The sequence below is a fragment of the Flavobacterium xylosi genome, from assembly GCF_042787345.1.
Classification (GTDB): Bacteria; Bacteroidota; Bacteroidia; order Flavobacteriales; family Flavobacteriaceae; genus Flavobacterium; species Flavobacterium xylosi.
This window is the reverse complement of sequence record NZ_JBHZPZ010000018.1, coordinates 45,375-65,260: the sequence shown is the minus strand read 5'-3', so window position 1 is coordinate 65,260 and position 19,886 is coordinate 45,375. Positions and strand designations below refer to the sequence as shown.

Annotated in this window: 17 protein-coding genes; 6 read left to right on the top strand and 11 right to left on the bottom strand. The window is 34.3% G+C overall.

All coding sequences use genetic code 11. The features are described 5' to 3' along the window. The first annotated feature begins 152 nt into the window (after positions 1 to 152). A complete protein-coding gene (gene sucC, locus ACFX5E_RS13840; RefSeq protein WP_103999911.1) occupies positions 153 to 1,346 on the top strand; it encodes an ADP-forming succinate--CoA ligase subunit beta in 1,194 nt (397 codons plus the stop codon). 228 nt (positions 1,347 to 1,574) lie between these two features. Next, positions 1,575 to 3,140: a protein adenylyltransferase SelO gene (locus tag ACFX5E_RS13835; protein WP_379855751.1), complete on the top strand. Its 1,566-nt coding sequence runs from the start codon at positions 1,575 to 1,577 to the stop codon at positions 3,138 to 3,140. Positions 3,141 to 3,203: 63 nt separating this feature from the next. On the opposite strand, the gene ACFX5E_RS13830 is transcribed toward ACFX5E_RS13835, so the two are convergent. The 5 genes from ACFX5E_RS13830 to ACFX5E_RS13810 are packed head-to-tail and all read right to left on the bottom strand — an operon-like array spanning position 3,204 to position 7,307. Then, positions 3,204 to 3,860 (bottom strand): NAD(P)H-binding protein, encoded by a 657-nt coding sequence (locus ACFX5E_RS13830; protein WP_379855750.1) that lies wholly within the window; start codon positions 3,858 to 3,860, stop codon positions 3,204 to 3,206. 2 nt (positions 3,861 to 3,862) lie between these two features. Next, on the bottom strand, positions 3,863 to 4,330 hold the full coding sequence (locus ACFX5E_RS13825; RefSeq protein ID WP_379855757.1) for a DUF1456 family protein: 468 nt from the start codon (positions 4,328 to 4,330) through the stop codon (positions 3,863 to 3,865). A 58-nt stretch (positions 4,331 to 4,388) separates the two neighbouring features. Then, positions 4,389 to 5,420, bottom strand: a complete 1,032-nt coding sequence (locus ACFX5E_RS13820) for an aminotransferase class I/II-fold pyridoxal phosphate-dependent enzyme (protein WP_379855749.1) — start codon at positions 5,418 to 5,420, stop codon at positions 4,389 to 4,391. 6 nt (positions 5,421 to 5,426) lie between these two features. Beyond that, a complete protein-coding gene (locus tag ACFX5E_RS13815; protein WP_379855748.1) occupies positions 5,427 to 6,437 on the bottom strand; it encodes a dipeptide epimerase in 1,011 nt (336 codons plus the stop codon). Positions 6,438 to 6,494: 57 nt separating this feature from the next. Further along, positions 6,495 to 7,307 carry an alpha/beta hydrolase gene (locus ACFX5E_RS13810; RefSeq protein ID WP_379855747.1) on the bottom strand — a complete coding sequence of 271 codons (813 nt, stop codon included), beginning with the start codon at positions 7,305 to 7,307 and terminating at the stop codon, positions 6,495 to 6,497. A 429-nt stretch (positions 7,308 to 7,736) separates the two neighbouring features. Here ACFX5E_RS13810 and ACFX5E_RS13805 point away from each other — a divergent pair, with 429 nt between their 5' ends. Next, positions 7,737 to 8,093 (top strand): hypothetical protein, encoded by a 357-nt coding sequence (locus ACFX5E_RS13805; protein ID WP_379855746.1) that lies wholly within the window; start codon positions 7,737 to 7,739, stop codon positions 8,091 to 8,093. A 175-nt stretch (positions 8,094 to 8,268) separates the two neighbouring features. After that, positions 8,269 to 8,670 (top strand): excinuclease ABC subunit B, encoded by a 402-nt coding sequence (locus tag ACFX5E_RS13800; protein ID WP_379855745.1) that lies wholly within the window; start codon positions 8,269 to 8,271, stop codon positions 8,668 to 8,670. Here the strand turns inward: ACFX5E_RS13800 and uvrB are convergent. From uvrB to ACFX5E_RS13775, 5 genes are all read right to left on the bottom strand, one after another. Further along, a complete protein-coding gene (gene uvrB / locus ACFX5E_RS13795; RefSeq protein WP_379855744.1) occupies positions 8,667 to 10,658 on the bottom strand; it encodes an excinuclease ABC subunit UvrB in 1,992 nt (663 codons plus the stop codon). The genes ACFX5E_RS13800 and uvrB overlap by 4 nt on opposite strands. 127 nt (positions 10,659 to 10,785) lie before the next feature. After that, on the bottom strand, positions 10,786 to 14,184 hold the full coding sequence (locus ACFX5E_RS13790) for a TonB-dependent receptor domain-containing protein (protein ID WP_379855743.1): 3,399 nt from the start codon (positions 14,182 to 14,184) through the stop codon (positions 10,786 to 10,788). A gap of 203 nt (positions 14,185 to 14,387) precedes the next feature. After that, the gene (locus ACFX5E_RS13785) at positions 14,388 to 15,497 is read right to left on the bottom strand and encodes a FecR family protein (protein WP_379855742.1); all 1,110 of its coding nucleotides are present in this window, start codon (positions 15,495 to 15,497) and stop codon (positions 14,388 to 14,390) included. A gap of 87 nt (positions 15,498 to 15,584) precedes the next feature. Further along, positions 15,585 to 16,196 (bottom strand): RNA polymerase sigma factor, encoded by a 612-nt coding sequence (locus ACFX5E_RS13780; RefSeq protein ID WP_379855741.1) that lies wholly within the window; start codon positions 16,194 to 16,196, stop codon positions 15,585 to 15,587. Positions 16,197 to 16,510: 314 nt separating this feature from the next. After that, complete coding sequence (locus ACFX5E_RS13775; protein ID WP_379855756.1) at positions 16,511 to 16,795, bottom strand: GNAT family N-acetyltransferase; 285 nt, start codon at positions 16,793 to 16,795, stop codon at positions 16,511 to 16,513. Between the two features lie 541 nt (positions 16,796 to 17,336). Between ACFX5E_RS13775 and ACFX5E_RS13770 the strand changes: the two genes are divergently transcribed. Continuing rightward, positions 17,337 to 17,999, top strand: a complete 663-nt coding sequence (locus tag ACFX5E_RS13770) for an alpha/beta hydrolase (RefSeq protein ID WP_379855740.1) — start codon at positions 17,337 to 17,339, stop codon at positions 17,997 to 17,999. Between the two features lie 47 nt (positions 18,000 to 18,046). Beyond that, positions 18,047 to 18,940 (top strand): lytic transglycosylase domain-containing protein, encoded by an 894-nt coding sequence (locus ACFX5E_RS13765; protein ID WP_379855739.1) that lies wholly within the window; start codon positions 18,047 to 18,049, stop codon positions 18,938 to 18,940. A 201-nt stretch (positions 18,941 to 19,141) separates the two neighbouring features. On the opposite strand, the gene ACFX5E_RS13760 is transcribed toward ACFX5E_RS13765, so the two are convergent. Further along, complete coding sequence (locus ACFX5E_RS13760; RefSeq protein ID WP_379855738.1) at positions 19,142 to 19,858, bottom strand: 3-ketoacyl-ACP reductase; 717 nt, start codon at positions 19,856 to 19,858, stop codon at positions 19,142 to 19,144. Positions 19,859 to 19,886: the final 28 nt, after the last annotated feature.

Genomic DNA, 19,886 nt, shown 5'->3' with positions numbered 1-19,886 from the left:
TATTTTTTTAATCCAAGGTTGGACTAGTATAGAATAAACGTACTAAATGTTGCATATTAAATTAAAAAAAAAATAACAGTTAAGTTTAATTTTGCTATTTTTGTGGCACTTTTATTCTGAAAGAAATTCAGAAGCCAGACAAATTCTATATTATGAACATACACGAATATCAAGGAAAAGAGATTTTAGCTAGCTACGGAGTTCGCATTCAACGCGGAATCGTTGCTAATAGCCCAGTAGAAGCTGTTGCTGCTGCAAAACAATTAACTGCCGAAACGGGTACAAGTTGGTATGTTGTAAAAGCCCAAGTTCATGCAGGTGGACGTGGAAAAGGTGGTGGAGTGAAACTTGCCAAAAATTTACAACAAGTTGAAGAGATTTCAGAGCAAATCATCGGAATGCAATTGATTACACCTCAAACTTCTGCTGAAGGTAAAAAAGTACACAAAGTTTTAATCGCGGAAGATGTATATTACCCTGGCGAAAGTGAAACTTCAGAATTTTATGTTTCTGTTTTATTGAATAGAGCTACGGGTCGTAACATGATTATGTATTCTACTGAAGGTGGAATGGATATTGAAGAAGTTGCGGAACACACTCCACATTTGATTTTTACGGAAGAAATTGATCCTTCTGTTGGATTGCAAGGTTTTCAAGCAAGAAGAATTGCTTTTAACTTAGGCCTTTCAGGAAATGCTTTCAAAGAAATGGTAAAATTTATCGATTCTTTATATAATGCATATATTGGATCAGATGCTTCGATGTTCGAAATCAATCCGGTTTTAAAAACATCTGATAATAAAATTATGGCTGTAGATGCTAAAGTAAATATCGATGATAATGCTTTATACAGACAAAAGAAATATGCTGATATGCGTGACATTCGTGAGGAGAACCCAATCGAAGTGGAAGCAAAAGAAGTAGGATTAAACTATGTAGATCTTGACGGTACAGTAGGATGTATGGTGAACGGAGCTGGTTTAGCAATGGCAACAATGGATTTAATCAAATATGCTGGTTTTGAGCCTGCTAACTTCCTTGACGTAGGTGGAACTGCTGATGCAAAACGTGTTGAAACTGCTTTCCGTATTATCTTAAAAGATCCTAACGTAAAAGCAATTTTGATTAATATTTTTGGTGGAATCGTTCGTTGTGACCGTGTGGCGCAAGGAGTTGTTGATGCTTACAAAAATATGGGTGATGCAATTAAAGTACCAATCATTGTTCGTTTACAAGGTACCAATGCAGCTATCGCAAAAGAATTAATTGATAATTCAGGAATGCCAATTTTATCTGCTGTTGAATTTCAAGAGGCAGCTGATCAAGTTAAAGCAGCACTTTCTTAATTAGAAAATAGTTATATATTGAAAATCCTGAGTGAAAGCTCAGGATTTTTTTTGTTATAAATTTATATGCTGATGAATACTGTAAAGTGAGCTTTTTTCTGTTTATAAATAAAATTACTTTGGTTATAAAATAAAGTTATTATAAGAATTCATTTATGTGTAGCGTATCCAATACCTTTACATTATTCTAACATTAAGTATTTCTCACTCATATTAATCTGTTACCAAATGAAACTCCATATTCAAAATAATTTTACGACTGAATTGCCTGCGGATTCCAATGAAATCAATGTTCCAAGACAGGTTCATAAAGCTTGTTATTCGTATGTGTTGCCAAAAAAACCTTCAAATCCTTCGCTGATTCATGCTTCAACCGAAGTGGCTAACGCTATTAGTCTTTCTCAAGAAGATTTATTTTCAGCTGATTTTTTAAATACTTTTTCAGGAAGTACCGTTTATTCAGGCACGAAACCGTATGCTTTGAATTATGCCGGACATCAATTTGGAAATTGGGCCGGACAATTAGGAGATGGTCGTGCCATTAATCTTACTGAAGTTGTTCATGAAAATAAGACATTAACCTTGCAGCTAAAAGGAGCGGGACCAACACCATATTCCAGAACGGCAGATGGTTTTGCGGTTTTACGATCTTCTATTAGGGAGCATTTATGTGCCGAAGCGATGCATTATTTGGGTGTTCCAACAACACGGTCGCTTTCGTTGATGCTTTCTGGAGATCAAGTATTACGTGATGTAATGTACAATGGAAATCCGGCGTATGAAAAAGGCGCCATCGTTTGTAGAGTGGCTCCATCTTTTATCCGTTTTGGAAGTTTCGAATTATTTGCTTCGCGACAAGATCATGTTAATCTCAAATTATTGACAGATTTCACCATCAAACATCATTTTCCTCATATTAAAAAAGAAGGTGTCGAAAAATATCTTGCTTTTTTTCAAGAAGTTACCCAAACTACGCTGAACATGATTGTACACTGGCAACGCGTAGGTTTTGTTCATGGAGTTATGAATACTGATAATATGTCTATTCACGGCATCACCATTGATTATGGACCTTACGGTTGGTTGGAAGACTACAATTCCACTTGGACGCCCAATACAACGGATAGCCAACATAAAAGATACCGTTTTGGCAATCAACCTGAAATTGCGTTATGGAATTTGTATCAATTGGCCAATTCTTTGTATCCATTGATTGAAGATGCAAAACCACTTGAAGCTATTTTAGATACTTTTAGCATTGATTACGAAAAAGAGTATTTGAATATGATGCAAAATAAACTCGGTTTGCAAATCAAAAAAGAACAAGATGCAGTTTTGATTCAGAGTTTAACTCAATTACTTGAAAAGGTAGAAACGGACATGACCATTTTCTTTAGAAACTTGAGTAATGTTACTAAAAATAATACCACAATAACCGCTTTCAATTCCATAAAAGAGGCTTTTTATAACGAAAAGGATTTGGATGAAACTATCTTGAAAGGTTGGTACGATTGGTTGGAGAAATACAGCATTCGAATCAATGAAGAAGCTATTTCAGATTTTGTCAGGAAAAAACAAATGGATAAAGTGAATCCAAAATATGTATTGCGAAATTACATGGCGCAATTGTGTATTGATGACGCGGATAAGGGAGATTATTCTTTGTTAAACGAATTATTCGAAATGCTTAAAAATCCTTATGATGAACAACCGAATTCGCAAAAATGGTTTGCCAAAAGACCCGATTGGGCCAGAGATAAAGTAGGGTGTTCTATGTTAAGCTGTAGTTCTTAAAGTTTTTATGACAAAATATTATACAAAAAATCCTGAACTCTCATTCAGGATTTTGATATTGTATTAGTTTCCAATTTCTTGAATCACATCCGATTCGTATATTTTGAAACCTGTATTATTTTTTTGTGCAATTTTCAAAAGTGCTTTTGATACTGTTTTACTCTCAATAGGTTTATACTTTTTCAAATTTCCAAGAAATAAAAAAGATAATGTTTTCATAAAAAAGGCACCAACTTTTTCCCCGAATCTAAATTCAGTTCGGTTTCCTAAAAGGAGTGAAGGTTGCAAAATAGAAATGCTTTCGAAATTACAATCTTTAAGAAAATCTTGAATTTCTCCTTTTGTTTTCAAATAAAAATTTCCGGATTGTGCATCTGCACCAAGAGACGAAATTATCAAAAACTGTTTGACCTGATTTTTTAACGCAAAAGCTGCGAACTGACGTGGATATTCAAAATCCACTTTTCTAAATGCTTCCTTACTTCCCGCCTTTTTGATTGTTGTGCCAATGGTGCAAAAGAAATCATCACCAACGACTAAATCCTTATAGGATTCTGGCTTGTCAAAATCAATAATGTGTTGCGTTAATTTTGGATGCTTTATTCCGGTGTCTCTTTTTACAAACGTAATCACTTTTAGATAATCGTTGCTATCTAAAAGAAGATTCAATAGTTGGGAACCTATTAAACCGGTGCTGCCAATAATCAAAGCCGTTTTCATAATTACGATTTTTTATTCTTGCCGAAATTAAATTTCACTTTTTCTACCACTTGAATTTTGTTGTTTCCTTTTGGAAATTCCTTCTTGGAAGTCCTTTTTGCAGCGGGTTTTGATTTTGAGGGTGCTTCGTCACCTCTTGATTTTTCTGCATCTCTTGGCTTCGCTTTAAACTCAGGTCTTTCTGAAGCCCCTTCTTTCGCAGGAATTTGAGCTTTATGTTTGGCTAAAACATCGTTCGGGTTTTTAGGGTTTTCTTTCGTTCCACGCAGGTGAATTACCAAAGCATTCAAGAAGTTACGCAACACCTGGTCACCACATTCCATATAATTTTCATGTTTTTCATCACGGAAAAAAGCACCCAATTCTGATTTAGTGATTCTAAAATCTACTAATTCTAATATTTCAACTATTTGATCGTCACGCAACATTAAAGCGACGCGAAGTTTTTTAAAGATATCGTTGTTTGTCATCATATTCTAATTTTTTACAAAGGTACGGTTTAAAAGCAATTGGACCACAATTTTAGATTTAGAATTGGTTTTGGTTCAGAATGCGAATTATTGTATCCAAATCTTCTTTTGTGTGATTGGCAGTAATTACAATTCTGTTTAACTCCTTAGCGTCGGTCGGGTATTTAAAATTGGTTACTATAATTTTATTGGTGGTGAAAATATCATTTAGCCCTTCGATAACTGGATAAATTAGTGGGTAATTTGGATCAAAATGAATAGCTTCGTTTTTAATCAAATGAGTATCAATGTAGTTTAAATTGTCTTTTAACTTTTGATGCTGTTGCAAATAAATTGCAGCTGCATCAGCCATGGTTTGTACAAAGGCAGCATTCATTCCGGCACTGGAGACAAAAGTATCGTGAGTTGTCATCTGATTAATAAATTCAGAATCGCTTGCAATTACACCTCCCGTCAATCCAAAGGCTTTGCCTAAGGAGGCTACCATAATTTTCCTTTTAATATTGGGTAGATCAACTGTCGAAAAAATCCCGCAACCATTTGTTCCTAAAATTCCCAGCGAATGGGATTCATCTATAACTAAAGTAATTTCTTTATTGGACGGAATCGAATTCAGAATAGAAAGATCGATTGGTTTTATATGAAAAGAAGGAACCGAATCGGTTAGTATCGTAATTCTTTCAGTTGCTTTATCTAGCAAACGAGGATTTAATTTTTCTCCAATGAAAAAAGGAAGACTGTTTTGTGCTTTGATGGCAGTGTGTGTATCCGGAAAATGAAAAAAGCAATCGGTTTTAGTTGTTAATGCTTCAATTACTAATTTTCCCGCCAGCATGCCAGCAGAAAGGGTGAGAGCGGCATCCGCTTTGATGAAATCGGCTAAAAATCGTTCTCCATTTTCGTAGGCAGACAGTTGAATATTGGCACTTCTCGAACTTCCATAAGCCGTTCCCCATTGCAAAATATTTTTGATGAGCAGTTTTTGAAATTCGGGATGCGTTGGTAAACCCAAATAAGCCGTTCCTCCAAAATAGAGGTAATCTTCGTTATATATTTCAATTTTTCGATCCGGAAATTGGTTGACTTTCATTTAAAATTAAATTAAAGTTACCCCGGTTCCGTTTAAGTCAGAATATTTTACTTTTCCAAAATCTATGGTTACACCGGTGGCAATATCTTCTGCCAGAAGCAAAGCTCCGTCCATATCCACGTAATCCAATTGCGGTAATAAATGCGCAATAGCTGATATTCCTACCGTCGATTCTGTCATACAACCCACCATCGTTTTTAATCCTAATTTCTTCGCTTCCTCAATCATTCGTCTTCCGGGAGTTAATCCGCCACATTTTACCAATTTGACATTTACACCATGAAAATGATTGTGGCATTTGGCCACATCTTCTTCAATAATACAACTTTCATCAGCTATAATCGGTAAGACCGAATGTTTGAAAACTTCCTTGTGTCCTTCCCAATTGTCAGCTTTCATGGGTTGTTCCAAAAATTCCACTCCCAATTTTTTTAACTCAATTGCATTATTTATGGTTTCTTCCATATCCCAGCCACAATTGGCATCGATTCTAAAAATGGCATTCGTATGTTTCCGGAGTTCGGTTACAATGGCAATATCTTCTTTGGTTCCCAGTTTAATTTTATAAATAGGCCAAGGCAGTTCCTTCATTTTAGCAACCATTTTCTCAATGGAAGCTATCCCAATCGTGTAATCGGTCAATGGATTTTTATCGATGGTATAATTCCACAGTTGATATAATTTCTTTCCTTTTTTACGAGCATACAAATCATTGTATGCCATATCCAAAGCGCATAACGCAAACATATCTTGTTTTAAATACGAATGAATCTTTGACCAGAATTCTTCGGGTGTTTCATCTGAAGTGTTTTCGATTATGGTGCGAATTTTTTCTAAATCCTGCATCATCACCGGAACGGTTGTCTTGTAATACGGATTGGAAGTTGCTTCGCCAAAACCAGAGAAACCATCACTTTTTAATTCCACAATCAAAGAAGGCTGAAAGTCTATCGATTCTCTCGAAATCGTGAATGTATGTTTTAATTTGAGATTGTATTCTCTTAAGATTAGTTCCATTTGAATCGGATTTTAGTACTTACAATTAGTGTATTTATCTTTAAATGTGTGCAGAATTTAATAGCCAAGCCAAAGAATGGCTTTTGCAAAACCATCGCGCCATAATTTTTCATTGTGTTGTCCTCCTTTTACTATTTTCTTTTCGTTCAAATTGAGACAATAGCATCTTTTGGTATTAATTAGAAGCTCCATCTTATTAAGGTCGGTAACCATAGAATTATCATCTCCTTCTTTATCCCCGCAAAGAAAATAATATTTCGTTTTTTGTTTTTTTGTTTTTTCTTCTAATTCGAAAATTTCTTTACGGTTAATCCAAAAAGCGGGGGAGAACACAGCTGCTTTACCAAACACTTCCGGGTATTTTAAAGTCGCATAATAGGAAGTCAATCCTCCCAAAGAGCTTCCCATAATTAAAGTATTTTTCTTTTGGGGTTTAGTTCTGTAGGTTTTGTCAATTTGTGGTTTTAGTGTTTTTACGATGAATTCTAAATAATCATCTGCTTTTCCTCCGCCATATTTCTCGTTTTTATAAGGCGTTAATTCTTCTAAACGTTTCTCATTTCCATGTTCTATTCCCACTACAATAACTTGTGCATGGAGACTGTCCAGTTTTTCATCGATATTCCATTCTCCGCTATAGGATGTTTTTGCATCAAATAAATTTTGGGCATCGTGCATATAGATTACCGAGAATTTCTTTTTTGATGTTAAATAATTTTCAGGTAAATACACCCATATTTTTTTGTTTGAATGCAATTGAGGAGCTTCAACAGTAAAACTTGAAACTTGTTTTGACGCGGTACTTTTTTGAGCTATTGTATTTGTAAATGCAAAAAGTAGTACAAGAAAAAGGGGAAGTCGTCTAATCATTAAGTTATAATTTGTAATTTAATTTAGAAGAAATTTTTTAGCTAAAAATAGTAATTATTTTTTTAATTTGATTTTGAATAAAATTATAATTGAGGATCTTTTATTAAAATAAAGGTCTTGTTCTAGAAATCAAATTCATTCAGTGATTGATCTCTATTTTTATTTCGACAATATTGTTATTTATTGCTTCGAATGATAGCAGAAGTACTTCCCAAATTACTACGGTTCCAGTGCTCGAATTTTGTTTATTTGTTAAAGTTTCATTTTATTGTATTTTTTTTATTTAGTTTAAATATTTGATAATCTGAGTGATAGTTTTTTTTATTTCGATTTTTCTTATATTCGGTTAATTCGTGCCAATATTGAAATTATTTACTGGCACAGTTGTTGGATTTCGCAATCGTAGTTACTAATTAATATTTTGAAAAGATGAAAAAAATAAAGTTACTCGCATTATTAGGTATAGCCTTTTTTGCCACAAGCGCAATAAATGCACAGGTATCGTTTGGTTTAAATGTTGGACTTCCTACAGTAGTAGTATCAGGTCATTATGAGAGAGGGTATGCCCCTCAAAGAGTTTACAAAGAATATCACGATAATGATAGAGTCTACGGTAATTCTGGACGATATGAGAACCGGAGAGATTATGATAGGAGAAGATACGAAGCGCAAAGAAGGTATGAAGCGCAAAGAAGATATGAAGCGCAACAAAGATACGAAGCACAAAGAAGATATGAAGAAATAGATAATCATGGACATTGCGATAACGATGAGTACGATGATTAATTCCTATTAAATTTAAATAGAAAAGAGAGAGAGAATCAAAATTGATTTTCTCTCTCTCTTTTTGTATTTTCTATAGTTGTTCAAAAACAATATCAAAATCTATAAAAGATGTCTAATTAGTGACCAATTTTTTGTATTTTAATTTAAAAGAGATATTTTAGCAAAAAATAATTTGATGGATACTTACGAGGAAAAAAGAAGTTTACTTTTAGAGATGATTGCGTTTTCTACTGTTGATGGACAATTACATAAGAGGGAATATGAATTTTTGTTTATTGTTGCCAATGAATTAAATATAGAAAAAGGAGGATTCAATGATTTGTTTCACCAAGAACTACCAAAATTACCAATCAGAACGGAGTTTCAACGGATTCAACAATTTTACAGATTGGCTTTATTAATGCACAGTGATGGTGTTTTACATAAAAAAGAAGCTGTCGCTATACAACAAATAGCAATTGACATGGGACTCAATCCACAGGCAACTAAACGAATTCTTAAGTTAATGAAGGAAGCACCAAATGCAATTATTAATGCCGAAGTCTTATTGAATGTTTTTCAGGAACAGAGGAATTAAGTTAATTGTCCTTGCAACGCTTTTATTTCATCGCGTAATTTTGCGGCCTGCATAAAGTCTAATTCTTTAGCAGCTTTTTCCATGTTTTTTCGTTTTTCACGAATGCGTTTCTCAATATCAGGTTTTGATAAATATTCTGTAATAGCTTCCGCTGCGCTGTTCAAAGTGTAGCCTAACTCATAGTCTACCAAAGGATTTTTGGTAAAGGCACTTTCAATTTTTTTATTTAAAGCTTGAGGCACTAAGTTATTTTCAGTATTGTAATTAATTTGTTTGCTTCTGCGATAATTGGTTTCGTCAATGGTTTTTTGCATGCTTGCCGTAATTTTATCAGCATACATAATTGCTTTTCCATTCAAATTTCTAGCAGCGCGGCCAATGGTTTGTGTAAGCGAACGATGACTTCTTAAAAATCCTTCTTTATCCGCATCTAAAATTGCTACCAAAGAAACCTCAGGCAAATCCAGGCCTTCACGAAGTAAATTTACACCAATCAACACATCAAAAATTCCTTTTCGTAAATCTTGCATAATTTCTATTCGTTCTAAAGTATCTACTTCAGAGTGAATGTAACGGCAACGAATATTGACTTTAGTTAAATATTTTGCTAGTTCTTCGGCCATTCTTTTGGTTAATGTGGTTACTAAAACACGTTCGTCAATTTCGGCTCGAACCTGAATTTCTTCAATTAAATCATCTATTTGGTTTAAGCTTGGTCGGATTTCAATTATGGGATCTAATAAACCTGTCGGACGAATGACTTGTTCTACAACAACACCTTCGGTTTTTTGTAATTCATAATCAGCTGGTGTAGCGGATACGTATATGACTTGATTTTGCATGGCCTCGAACTCTTCAAACTTCAACGGACGATTGTCCATCGCAGCAGGAAGTCGGAAACCATATTCCACTAAATTTTCTTTTCGACTTCTGTCTCCGCCATACATGGCGCTAACTTGGGAAAGTGTGACGTGACTTTCGTCTACCACCATTAAGTAATCTTTTGGGAAATAATCCAGTAAACAAAAAGGTCTTGTTCCTGGTAAACGACCGTCAAGGTAACGGGAATAATTTTCAATTCCGGAGCAATAACCCAGTTCGCGAATCATCTCCAAATCAAAATTGGTTCGTTCCTCTAATCGTTTTGCTTCTAGATGTTTTCCAATTTCCTTGAAATAATCGACTTGCTTAACCAAATCTTGTTGGATTTCCCAGATTGCACCCTGCAAAACATCTGGAGAGGTCACAAACATATTGGCCGGATAAATCGTCAGTTTTTCAAATTTTTCAAGAACCTGAGAATTCTTTGTGTCGAAACTTTCAATTTCCTCGATTTCATCACCAAAGAAATGAACTCGGTACGCTTCATCTGCATAACTAGGATACACATCTACAGTGTCGCCTTTTATTCTGAAACTTCCGGGATTAAAATCGGCTTCCGTTCTGGAATATAAACTTTGTACCAGTTGATGCAATAATTTGGTTCGGGAGATGATTTGTCCTTTTTCAATTGGAATTAAGTTTTTCTGAAATTCTACAGGATTTCCTATACCATACAAACACGAAACCGATGCCACTACTAAAATATCTCTACGTCCGGAAAGTAACGAAGCAGTGGTTGACATTCGCATTTTCTCCAGTTCTTCATTGATGGATAAATCTTTTTCAATGAAAACACCAGTTACGGGCATGAAAGCTTCGGGCTGGTAATAATCGTAATAGGAAACGAAATATTCCACAGCATTATTCGGGAAGAATTGCTTGAATTCCGAGTATAATTGTGCTGCCAAAGTTTTGTTATGTGCCAAAACTAATGTTGGTCTTTGTACTTCTTGGATCACATTGGCCACCGTAAATGTTTTTCCGGATCCGGTAACTCCTAATAAAGTTTGGAATTTTTCACCGTCAATAATGCATTGAGTCAATTTTTCAATCGCTTGAGGTTGGTCGCCTTTCGGCTGGTAATCGGATACTACTTGAAAATTCATTTGTATTAAGGGGCAAAGATTTAGAGTTGCAAAGGTACAACGTTTGGATTCTTTTTTTTCCAAAGTTTAAGCCAAAAAAAAACCATCCCGATGTGACAGGATGGTTTCATTTTAAAAATAATAATTCTTAGAAACTCAAGCTTAACCTAGCGAAAATAAATCTTCCGTTTTGACCAAATTGAGAGGTGTTCCTTGAATATGCAAATTGATTTGCATTAGATAAATCGATTGTAGTAGCTGGATTATAGGCAATATTACCATTTGAATCCAAACCAGTTAAATTAGGATTTGCAATGTTTGTAGGTCTTTTTGCTGAAATTGGACCTAAATTCATATCGGGATAAATATCCAAAATATTATTGGCACCAATAACAATTTTCGCTGCCTCAGTTATTTTGAAGCCTACAGATAAATCAGTAATGATTTTTGCTGCCCAAATAGGATGCTCGTTTTCTACTGCTCTTCCATTTACCACTATAGCTCCAACGGATCCGTCACCATTGACATCAACAGTATTTGGGTCTGTCACTTTACCAAAATAAACGTTTCTCAAAAAGAAATCGAATTTTTTATAAGTAAATGAGTTCGTTAAATTTCCTTTAACTCTTGGAATGGCTTCTTCTAAATAGACTCTGCTCATTTCAGAAAAATAGCGGTTTATTTGACCATTAGCAACTAAAGTAGGTGAGCCTTTAATCGCACCCACTTGTCTTGTTTGAGAAAAAGTAGTAGCTAAATCAGATTTTATTACTATTGCTCCTAAATTTAGCTTATGTGTTATAATGATATCAATTCCTTTAGACTCTGTACTAATAGCATTGGCAAAAAAGGTAGCCGCATTTGCTCCAGCTAGATCAAATTGTAATTGAAGCTCTCTCTGTGGTGTTCCTTCAGCAAACGTTCCCGATGGACGAGAAAATTGATCCGTCAAAGTTACTCTGTCATCTATTCTTACAATATAAGCATCGGCAGTCAAAGTAATGTTTCCTTCTGGAATTTTAGCGGTAAAACCAATACTGGCACTTTTAGATTCTTCTTGTTTCAATTGCGGAATTCCAAGGGCTTTTGCTGCCCGGGAATCATTACTAAATGTACTTACTTCAAATGGTACACCACCAACAAATTGAGTCGCTGTAGCGTTAAAATTGATTTGATGTAAAGAAGGAGCGCGAAAACCTGTGGAAACGGCACCACGCAAATTAATGTTGTCTGTTAGTTTATAACGACTGGCAACTTTAAAATTAGTAGTGTTTCCAAAATCAGAATATTTTTCAAAACGAACGGCTCCGTTCAATAACCATTTTTCTGTAACATCATATTCAAGATCTCCATAAATAGCGGTACTGTTACGACCTTTGTCAACAGCATTTGCTGGCCTGAAACCTGGAAATACTTGGGAGCCATTTCCTCTAATAGATCCAAAGAAATCAGTTACGATCTGATTAGCAGGGGTTACTCCTGGTAAAGCTACATTACCGTTTATATCATATAAATTATATGATTCTGGTTGTCCTGCACTAATACTATAGTTTTCATTGCGGTATTCAGCTCCAAAAGCAACGTTCAAATCACCAAATTTTTGATTCATGTCAAAATTAGTTGTGTTTTGGCTAAAGGCTAATCCACCTGCATCAAAAGTAGTTGGAGAGTTTTCTCTCATGGAAGAATTGACGGTATTTTCAACGCCATAATCAAAACTGTTTCTACCAAAAGTATTACTTAAGTCAAAATTCCAATTACCAAAAATAGTACCTCTCAACCCTGCTGCTGCTGAAATGTCGTTAATTGTCGAATGGATTTCAGGTAAAAAACCATTTGGATACAAACCGGTATACGATCTAGATTGATTTGGTCTTCTGTAAAATCCAGCAGCTTCACCAGTTCTATAGCTACTACCACCAAAAGCGTATAGCTCTAGCTTGTCATTTATTGGATAAGCAGCATTAACAAAGAATTGTGAGCTTTGCAGTGCTGATTGACCAACTCTCATATTAAAATCATTTCGTACTAAACCTCTAAAGGCTAGTTCGTCAGTTGTGGCGTCAATTCCTAATAAAGTTCTCATTCCCGGTAAATTCCCTGATGTAGCTGCATTTTGGATTGCAGTTTTTGTTGTTGCATCAAAATAACTTACTTGTTGCGCATACGTATTAATTGTGTTCAGCAAACCGTTATAAAAACCTGGGGTAGTGTTTAACGTATTCGCATACAAACTATTAATGTTAATACCTGCTATTCTAGCTCTTTCTTCAACAGCATTGTATCGGTTAAATAAATTTCCTGTAACTTCTTTAGCACGACTTGTTTGACCTCTCAACTGAGCACTTGCCGTAACATTAATGAAACTTTTTTCCTTTCCTAAATTTGTTCCGTAGTTCAAGTCAATTTGAATGTTGTTTCCATCATTTCCACCGGTATGGTCGTTAGCATTTTTAGAAAAATGACTTCCTCCAAAAAGGTTTACTTCTAATTTTTTAGTGTCTTTTTTCATGTTGATGTTGATTACACCAGCAATAGCATCTGAGCCATATTGAGCTGAAGCTCCATCTCTTAATACCTCAATTTTTTCGATAGCAAAAGCGGGAATGGAATTCAAGTCGGTACCTACAGCTCCTCTACCAGGTGATCCATTGATGTTTACTAAAGAGGACGTATGACGTCGTTTTCCATTTAATAAAACTAAAACTTGGTCTGGTCCTAAACCTCTTAATTGTGCAGGGTCAATGTGATCTGTTCCATCAGCTACAGTGGTTGTATTTGATGTAAATGATGGCGCAACCATATTTAAAATCTGATTCAAATTCGTTTGAGCACCTTGTGAAGTGATCTCTTTCATAGAAATCACATCAATAGGCACTGCAGATTCTGTTACTGTTCTGGTTGGATTACGCGAACCGATCACGACAACATCTTGTAGCGTTTCTCCACTTTCTGTTAAAGTAACATTTAATGTTGTTCCGGTTACAGTTACGGATTTCGTTTCTAATCCCACATAAGAAAATTGCAAAACGTCTCCAATTTCAGCATTGATGGTATAACTTCCATCGATATCTGTTGTTGTTCCTTTTTTAGTTCCTTTTACAAGAATCGTTACGCCAGGTAAAGACTGTCCTTTTTCATCTACAACTCGGCCTTTAATGATTTCAGCCACTGCGTTTTGATTTAAAGTTGAGAAAAATTCTCCATCAATTCCTGTTTTAGCAATTTCTTCCTTTTGTAAAATAATTTGATTGCTAACTTCAGTATAATTAATTTTTAATGGTTTTAAAATGCGAGTCAGTACACTTGATAATGCTTCATTATTAGCATAAACACTCACTTTTTGGTTCAATTGTGACATTCTCGAATTATACGAAAATTTCACATGTGCCAATTTTTCAAGTTTTGACAAAGCAGTATCTAAGTTCAAATCGGTCACGGTAATAGTTACCTTTGTGTCCAGTTTTTTTTGACCTCTGATATTGTTCGCTATTGTTACACTTGAAAAGACAAGGGCTAAAACAAATTGAAATAAGGTTATTTTCATAATTCGAATTAGTAGTCGTTGTTTAAGGACGGTTTTTTTCATAGTTTTGGTCTGTTTTTATTAATATTCGTTAGTTAGGGTATTGGTAGAACACTGCAATTACTCTTTACAGAGAGCGAATTGATTTTATTCAAGGCGTCGAGAATGTTACAGCATTTTCGGCGCTTTTTTATTGTATATTTTAATTCATAGGCGAGTTACTGTTAGTTACATCCATCAGATATAATTATAATTTGGTTTCCATTCATTTCATAACTCGTATTGTTACCAAGGCTTTTGCAAATAATTTTTAATTTTTCCGGTAAAGGCTGATCGCTTAAAGAAGTAGTGAGGTAGCAATTTTTTAATTTTGTTTGAGGAAAATCAATTTTCACTAAATACGCCTGCTCAATAGTTTTGAAAATTTGTGACACAGGAATATCTGTAAATTCAAATCCCAATTGCTCTATATTGCTCGCGGAACGACTCAATGATTCATCCTGTGTAATATCAGTAATCTTATTAAAGCTTAAGTTTTTTCGAACGAATCGCAAAGCTTGATTCGGTAATAAAACAATCAGTTGGTCTTTTGGATTTGCGATTAATTCATTAGATCTTACTTTTACTTTTCCAGTCCGAACCACCACTTCTACATTTGGCTGATTAGCGTATGCTTTTATTTTAAAACTGGTTCCTACTACTTTAGTAACAATTTCATTCGCAAAGACAAAAAACGGTTTTTTAGGATCTTTACTGATTTCGAAAAAGCCTTCACCTGAGAGGTACACTTTTCTTTCATTACCCACAAATATTTTAGGATAACTTAATTTACTGCTGGGTTGCAGTAAAACAGAACTTCCATCGGATAATGTTATGATTTGTGGTTTGTCTGAATTGTTAGTTTGTTCAACCAAGCCTTCTTCATTTTCATTGATAAGTTCACTATAAGTTAGTGCCGAGTTTTGAGAAGTGTTACTTTGATTGTACAACCAGCCAGATAAAAGACTTATAATCAAAACCGCAGCAACTCCGTTAAACCATCTTTTTCTCAAAAGTTTAAGAACTGGTTTCTCCTTTTTATTTTCTTCTGTTCTTTCAATTTTTCCCCAAGTAGCTTCCAAAGCATGTTGAACTTCGTCCGTAGCTAAATCATCACTAGGAACTTTCATCGCTAAAAGCCATAATCTGGTTTCTTCAACTAATTTAGCACGACTGGAATTTTCTACAGTCCATTCTTCCCATTCTTGTTGGTCGTCTTTAAAACACACCCATAATCGGAATGATTCATCAGCTAAAAAGTGTTCTATCTCGGTATAATTATTACGGTGTTGCATCAAAAAAAGGGTTACAATTATATAGAGGACAATTTTTTTAATTGATACTCACTAAATGATATTTTTTTTGGATTTATTTTTGGAAGGCTACAACGTAAATGAAAACAACATTAAAATAAGGAAGATATTACCTTTCCAATCTTTGCGTAAGCTTAACAAAGCGCGGTGCAAAAGATTGTTTGCTGATTGATAATTAATATCCAGTGTATCGGCGATCTGGTCTACGGTAAGTTCTTGGGTATATCGAAGATATAAAGCTTCTTTTTGTCGAGAAGGCAAATCATTAATCAGATGATTGAGATGTGATACTTTAGAAGCTATCGTTTCATCAGAGATAAGGTCATGCTCAATTGAAAAATCAAATAAAAATTCAACCATATCTATTGAACTGCTCAGCCGAAAAATACGATCCCGTTCTTGTGATCTGGTAATTCTCTTTCGAACACAGGCTAATAAATAGGCTTTTACAACCACTTTATCACTCAATTTGTTTCTGTAAATCCATAGATCTGTAAAAACGTCCTGAACGCAATCTTGCACTTTTTCAGGAAAAGGAAGAAATGAATTTCCATAACGTACTAAATGAGAATAATGTCTTTTAAAAAGTGTTGAAAAAGCATTTTCATTTCCTTCTTTCAGGCTGTTCCAAAGTTCGGAATCATCAAGTATTTCGGTATGTAACAGTTGCTTTTCTACCATTTAGTTTGAATTAGATCATTGATTTTAAACACAAAAAATAATCTGAAAAAGAATAATTAATTTGGCTTTTTTTGTTTTAAATAGTACAATTTTCAGTTGTCTTTTTGATGTATAGTAAAAAGAAATTTCTTTATAATTATTTAAAGATTTCTTTACCAAATTTACGTAAAATTATATTAAAATTTATTTTTACTTTTAAAAGTAAGGAGAAATACAACTATTTATGAATAACAGTATTTTTTTTTCGTTAAAATAAATTTTTAGAAGTTCAATTATAAAAAAGCGGCTGTATTCTAAAATACAGCCGCTTTTTGTTAAAGTCTAATTCCCGGAGGAAGTAACTCTTTGTAAACAGGATTTTTTTTGAAAAAAACCACTATTTTAGGAAGAATGGGAACGACTTTAAATTTTCGTTCTATCGCAATTTCCATGATGTTTTTAAGGAAATTAGAAATGAATTCCTCGTCATCGAATGATTCAGGTGTATTTATTTTTGTTAAAAATATTTTTTTCTCCTGAAAGGAATATTCTACTGAAACTAATCCTTCGTCTGCTGTAGTTTCAAATTGTCTTGCAAAAGTATTGTCTTTAATCTCCATCGTCATATTCGCTTCCATATATTAATTTTGATTTATTGGTATTTCTACCAAAAGTATTTTTGATTTGGTGTTGATTTTGATTTGAAATGCATCAAAATCAATAATTCCCATGGCATCTCTTGCCTTCAATCAAGAAAGATAAATTCCGTTTTTAGGAATGCGTATCTTGTAAGTAGTATTGGAGTTAATTTCGAAAAAATACTAAGAAAAAAATGTTTTCTGTTAGGACCAAAGTGCATTTTTGTAATTATTGTCTTCTACCGAAATATTATTTACAAAGGTAATGATTTGATATTCTATATCAAATGATTTCGGTGCGTATCTTGTTGTAACTCCTTATTTGTCAGTAAATATACATAGTTGGGGTCTTAAGACAACTGAAATCAGCTATATCTTTGAATTCGATTCAAAATGGTTTTGTAGTCATAAATTATTGATAATATAAAGTCGTAAATCAGCTTGATTTCAATTAAAATTTTAATTTTATAAAAAATTAGAGATAATAAATTCGGACGTTATTATAAAATCGTTAATAGGAATTATGAATAAAATACCTGTTTATCTAATGCCTGGGCTAGCAGCAAGTACTGCTATTTTTGAGCGAATTGTTCTTCCGTCAGCTACCTTTGAAATTCATCTCTTGGAATGGGAAATTCCTCTTGACAAAGAATCTTTGGCGGATTATGCCAAAAGAATTGCGGATAAAATTAAACATCCGAATCCAGTTTTGATAGGAGTTTCGTTTGGAGGTATTTTAGTTCAGGAAATGGCGAAATGCATTAAAGCCAGAAAAGTAATTATCATTTCGAGTGTGAAAAGCAATTTAGAATTTCCCAGAAGATTGAAAATTGCCAAAACGACCAAAGCCTATAAACTGATTCCTATGAGTCTGATTGCAAATATCGAAAGTCTGGCTAAATTCTCTTTTGGAGAAAAAGTGAATCAAAGATTGAAACTCTATGAAAAGTTTCTTTCGGTTCGGGATATTGGCTATTTGAATTGGGCAGTAGAACAGGTGGTTTTATGGGACAGAACGGTGGTTGATGAAGATGTGATTCATATTCATGGAGATATGGATGATGTTTTTCCGATGAAATATATTAAGAATTGCACCGTTGTAAAAGGGGGAACTCATGTCATGATTTTGAATAAATACAAGTGGTTGAATGAAAATTTACCAGCTATTATTTTAGATTCAAAGTAGAATTCGGATTGATTATTGTGACTGTGCATAAAATAAAAAAGGAAAATATGGAATTGATAAAAAAAGTTGGAATAATTACTACCGTTATTTTTGTAAGTGGACTGTTTGTTTTTGCAACCACCTATGATTCAAAAAATGAAATTGTCAAAGAAGGTGTTGGTTATTATTTACCCGTAAAACTTGATTTTGCAGGAGAAGAAACGCCTTTGAAAATAGCAGATGTCAAAGAACGTTTAGACAGAGAGTTACTGATAAATATCAATTCACATGCGTCAACTATTTTGAATATAAAAAGAGCGAATCGTGCTTTTCCTATCATTGAACCTATTTTGAAAAAGAATGGCATTCCGGATGATTTTAAATATCTGGCAGTTATAGAAAGCGGTTTGGTGAATGCAGTTTCTCCGGCAGGAGCGAGGGGTGTTTGGCAATTCATGCCTGATACGGCAAAAGAGCGCGGAATGGAAGTCAATGATAATGTGGATGAGCGCTATCATCTTGAGAAATCAACGGAAGCGGCTTGTCGTTATTTTTTGAGTGCCAAAGCAAAGTTTGGAAGTTGGACATTGGCTGCAGCTTCTTATAACGGAGGAATGACGGGCGTGAACAAGCAAATTGATATTCAAAAAGTATCTAACTATTATGATTTGCTGCTTACCGAAGAGACTTCTCGCTATGTTTTTAGGATTTTAGCGTTGAAAGAGATCATGAAAAATCCGGCAAAATATGAATTTAATATACTTCCTGGTGATATGTATGAAATTTTGCCGACCAAGAAAATCGAAATTGACAGTTCGATTACCGATTTGGCAAAATTTGCAAAAGGGCAGGGGATTAATTATAAGATTTTGAAAATACACAATCCTTGGCTCCGAGAAACTAAATTAATTAACGTTACGGGTAAAAAATATCAAATCGAAATTCCTTTGAAAGGGTATTAATTGATTTTTCGAACCGCATAAGGCATTTAAGTTTTTAAAACTAACACGAATTACGCCTATTTTCACAAATATAAGGCTCAACCATATAAGTCATTTAAACCATTAAGAAATGAAGAAGATTAAGCGCAAAACTTAATGAAAATTAATCTCTTAATGGTTTTTTTTGATCTTTTGCTTACATGACTTTTATGTTAAAAAGGTTTACGGATTGGTAGACCAAATACTACTGTTTTTGATGAATACGCGTCTGTTTAATTTAAGCTGCACGATGATTAATTCGGCCATGTCTTCGGCTTGCATTACTTTTTCCGGATTGCCGTCGGTCAAATTTAATTCTTTGGCCATATCAGTAGCAACAGTACTTGGCGTTAATGCCGTCACACGAATATTATGCTTGCGAACTTCCTGCATCAACGATTCAGTCAATCCTAAAACTGCAAATTTTGAAGCACTGTAGGCACTGGTTAAAGCATTTCCGCTTAATCCGGCTGTTGAAGAAATGTTGATGATGTCACCGGTTTGTCTTTCAATCATATTTGGCAATACAGCACGAGTCACATAATAGGTTCCCATTAAGTTTACCTGAATGATACGTTCCCAATCCGTTGGTTCTAATTCTAAGAATTTTCCAAAAGCAGCAATTCCGGCATTGTTGATTAAGATATCAATAGTTCCAAATTCAGCCAAAGCTTTGGCAACTGCAGCATTTACAGAATTGATATCAGCAACATCAGCGGTTATCGCCAGTGCTTTTACTCTTAATGAACGTACTTTTGCCGATACACTGTCTATTTCGTCCTGTGTTCTGGCAACCAAAATTACATTTACGCCTTCTTTGGCCAATGCCAAAGCAATTGCTTTTCCGATTCCTTTTCCTGCGCCGGTGATTAGGGCGTTTTTATTTTTTAAATCTGTCATTTTGTATATTATTTTAGGCCAATAAAAG

What these genes read in the sequence shown, in the direction of transcription:
- sucC (WP_103999911.1), top strand. Translation starts at nt 153, where the DNA reads ATGAACATACACGAATATCAAGGAAAAGAGATTTTAGCTAGCTACGGA.
- ACFX5E_RS13835 (WP_379855751.1), top strand. Translation starts at nt 1,575, where the DNA reads ATGAAACTCCATATTCAAAATAATTTTACGACTGAATTGCCTGCGGAT.
- ACFX5E_RS13830 (WP_379855750.1), bottom strand. Translation starts at nt 3,860, where the DNA reads ATGAAAACGGCTTTGATTATTGGCAGCACCGGTTTAATAGGTTCCCAA.
- ACFX5E_RS13825 (WP_379855757.1), bottom strand. Translation starts at nt 4,330, where the DNA reads ATGACAAACAACGATATCTTTAAAAAACTTCGCGTCGCTTTAATGTTG.
- ACFX5E_RS13820 (WP_379855749.1), bottom strand. Translation starts at nt 5,420, where the DNA reads ATGAAAGTCAACCAATTTCCGGATCGAAAAATTGAAATATATAACGAA.
- ACFX5E_RS13815 (WP_379855748.1), bottom strand. Translation starts at nt 6,437, where the DNA reads ATGGAACTAATCTTAAGAGAATACAATCTCAAATTAAAACATACATTC.
- ACFX5E_RS13810 (WP_379855747.1), bottom strand. Translation starts at nt 7,307, where the DNA reads ATGATTAGACGACTTCCCCTTTTTCTTGTACTACTTTTTGCATTTACA.
- ACFX5E_RS13805 (WP_379855746.1), top strand. Translation starts at nt 7,737, where the DNA reads ATGAAAAAAATAAAGTTACTCGCATTATTAGGTATAGCCTTTTTTGCC.
- ACFX5E_RS13800 (WP_379855745.1), top strand. Translation starts at nt 8,269, where the DNA reads ATGGATACTTACGAGGAAAAAAGAAGTTTACTTTTAGAGATGATTGCG.
- uvrB (WP_379855744.1), bottom strand. Translation starts at nt 10,658, where the DNA reads ATGAATTTTCAAGTAGTATCCGATTACCAGCCGAAAGGCGACCAACCT.
- ACFX5E_RS13790 (WP_379855743.1), bottom strand. Translation starts at nt 14,184, where the DNA reads ATGAAAATAACCTTATTTCAATTTGTTTTAGCCCTTGTCTTTTCAAGT.
- ACFX5E_RS13785 (WP_379855742.1), bottom strand. Translation starts at nt 15,497, where the DNA reads ATGCAACACCGTAATAATTATACCGAGATAGAACACTTTTTAGCTGAT.
- ACFX5E_RS13780 (WP_379855741.1), bottom strand. Translation starts at nt 16,196, where the DNA reads ATGGTAGAAAAGCAACTGTTACATACCGAAATACTTGATGATTCCGAA.
- ACFX5E_RS13775 (WP_379855756.1), bottom strand. Translation starts at nt 16,795, where the DNA reads ATGGAGATTAAAGACAATACTTTTGCAAGACAATTTGAAACTACAGCA.
- ACFX5E_RS13770 (WP_379855740.1), top strand. Translation starts at nt 17,337, where the DNA reads ATGAATAAAATACCTGTTTATCTAATGCCTGGGCTAGCAGCAAGTACT.
- ACFX5E_RS13765 (WP_379855739.1), top strand. Translation starts at nt 18,047, where the DNA reads ATGGAATTGATAAAAAAAGTTGGAATAATTACTACCGTTATTTTTGTA.
- ACFX5E_RS13760 (WP_379855738.1), bottom strand. Translation starts at nt 19,858, where the DNA reads ATGACAGATTTAAAAAATAAAAACGCCCTAATCACCGGCGCAGGAAAA.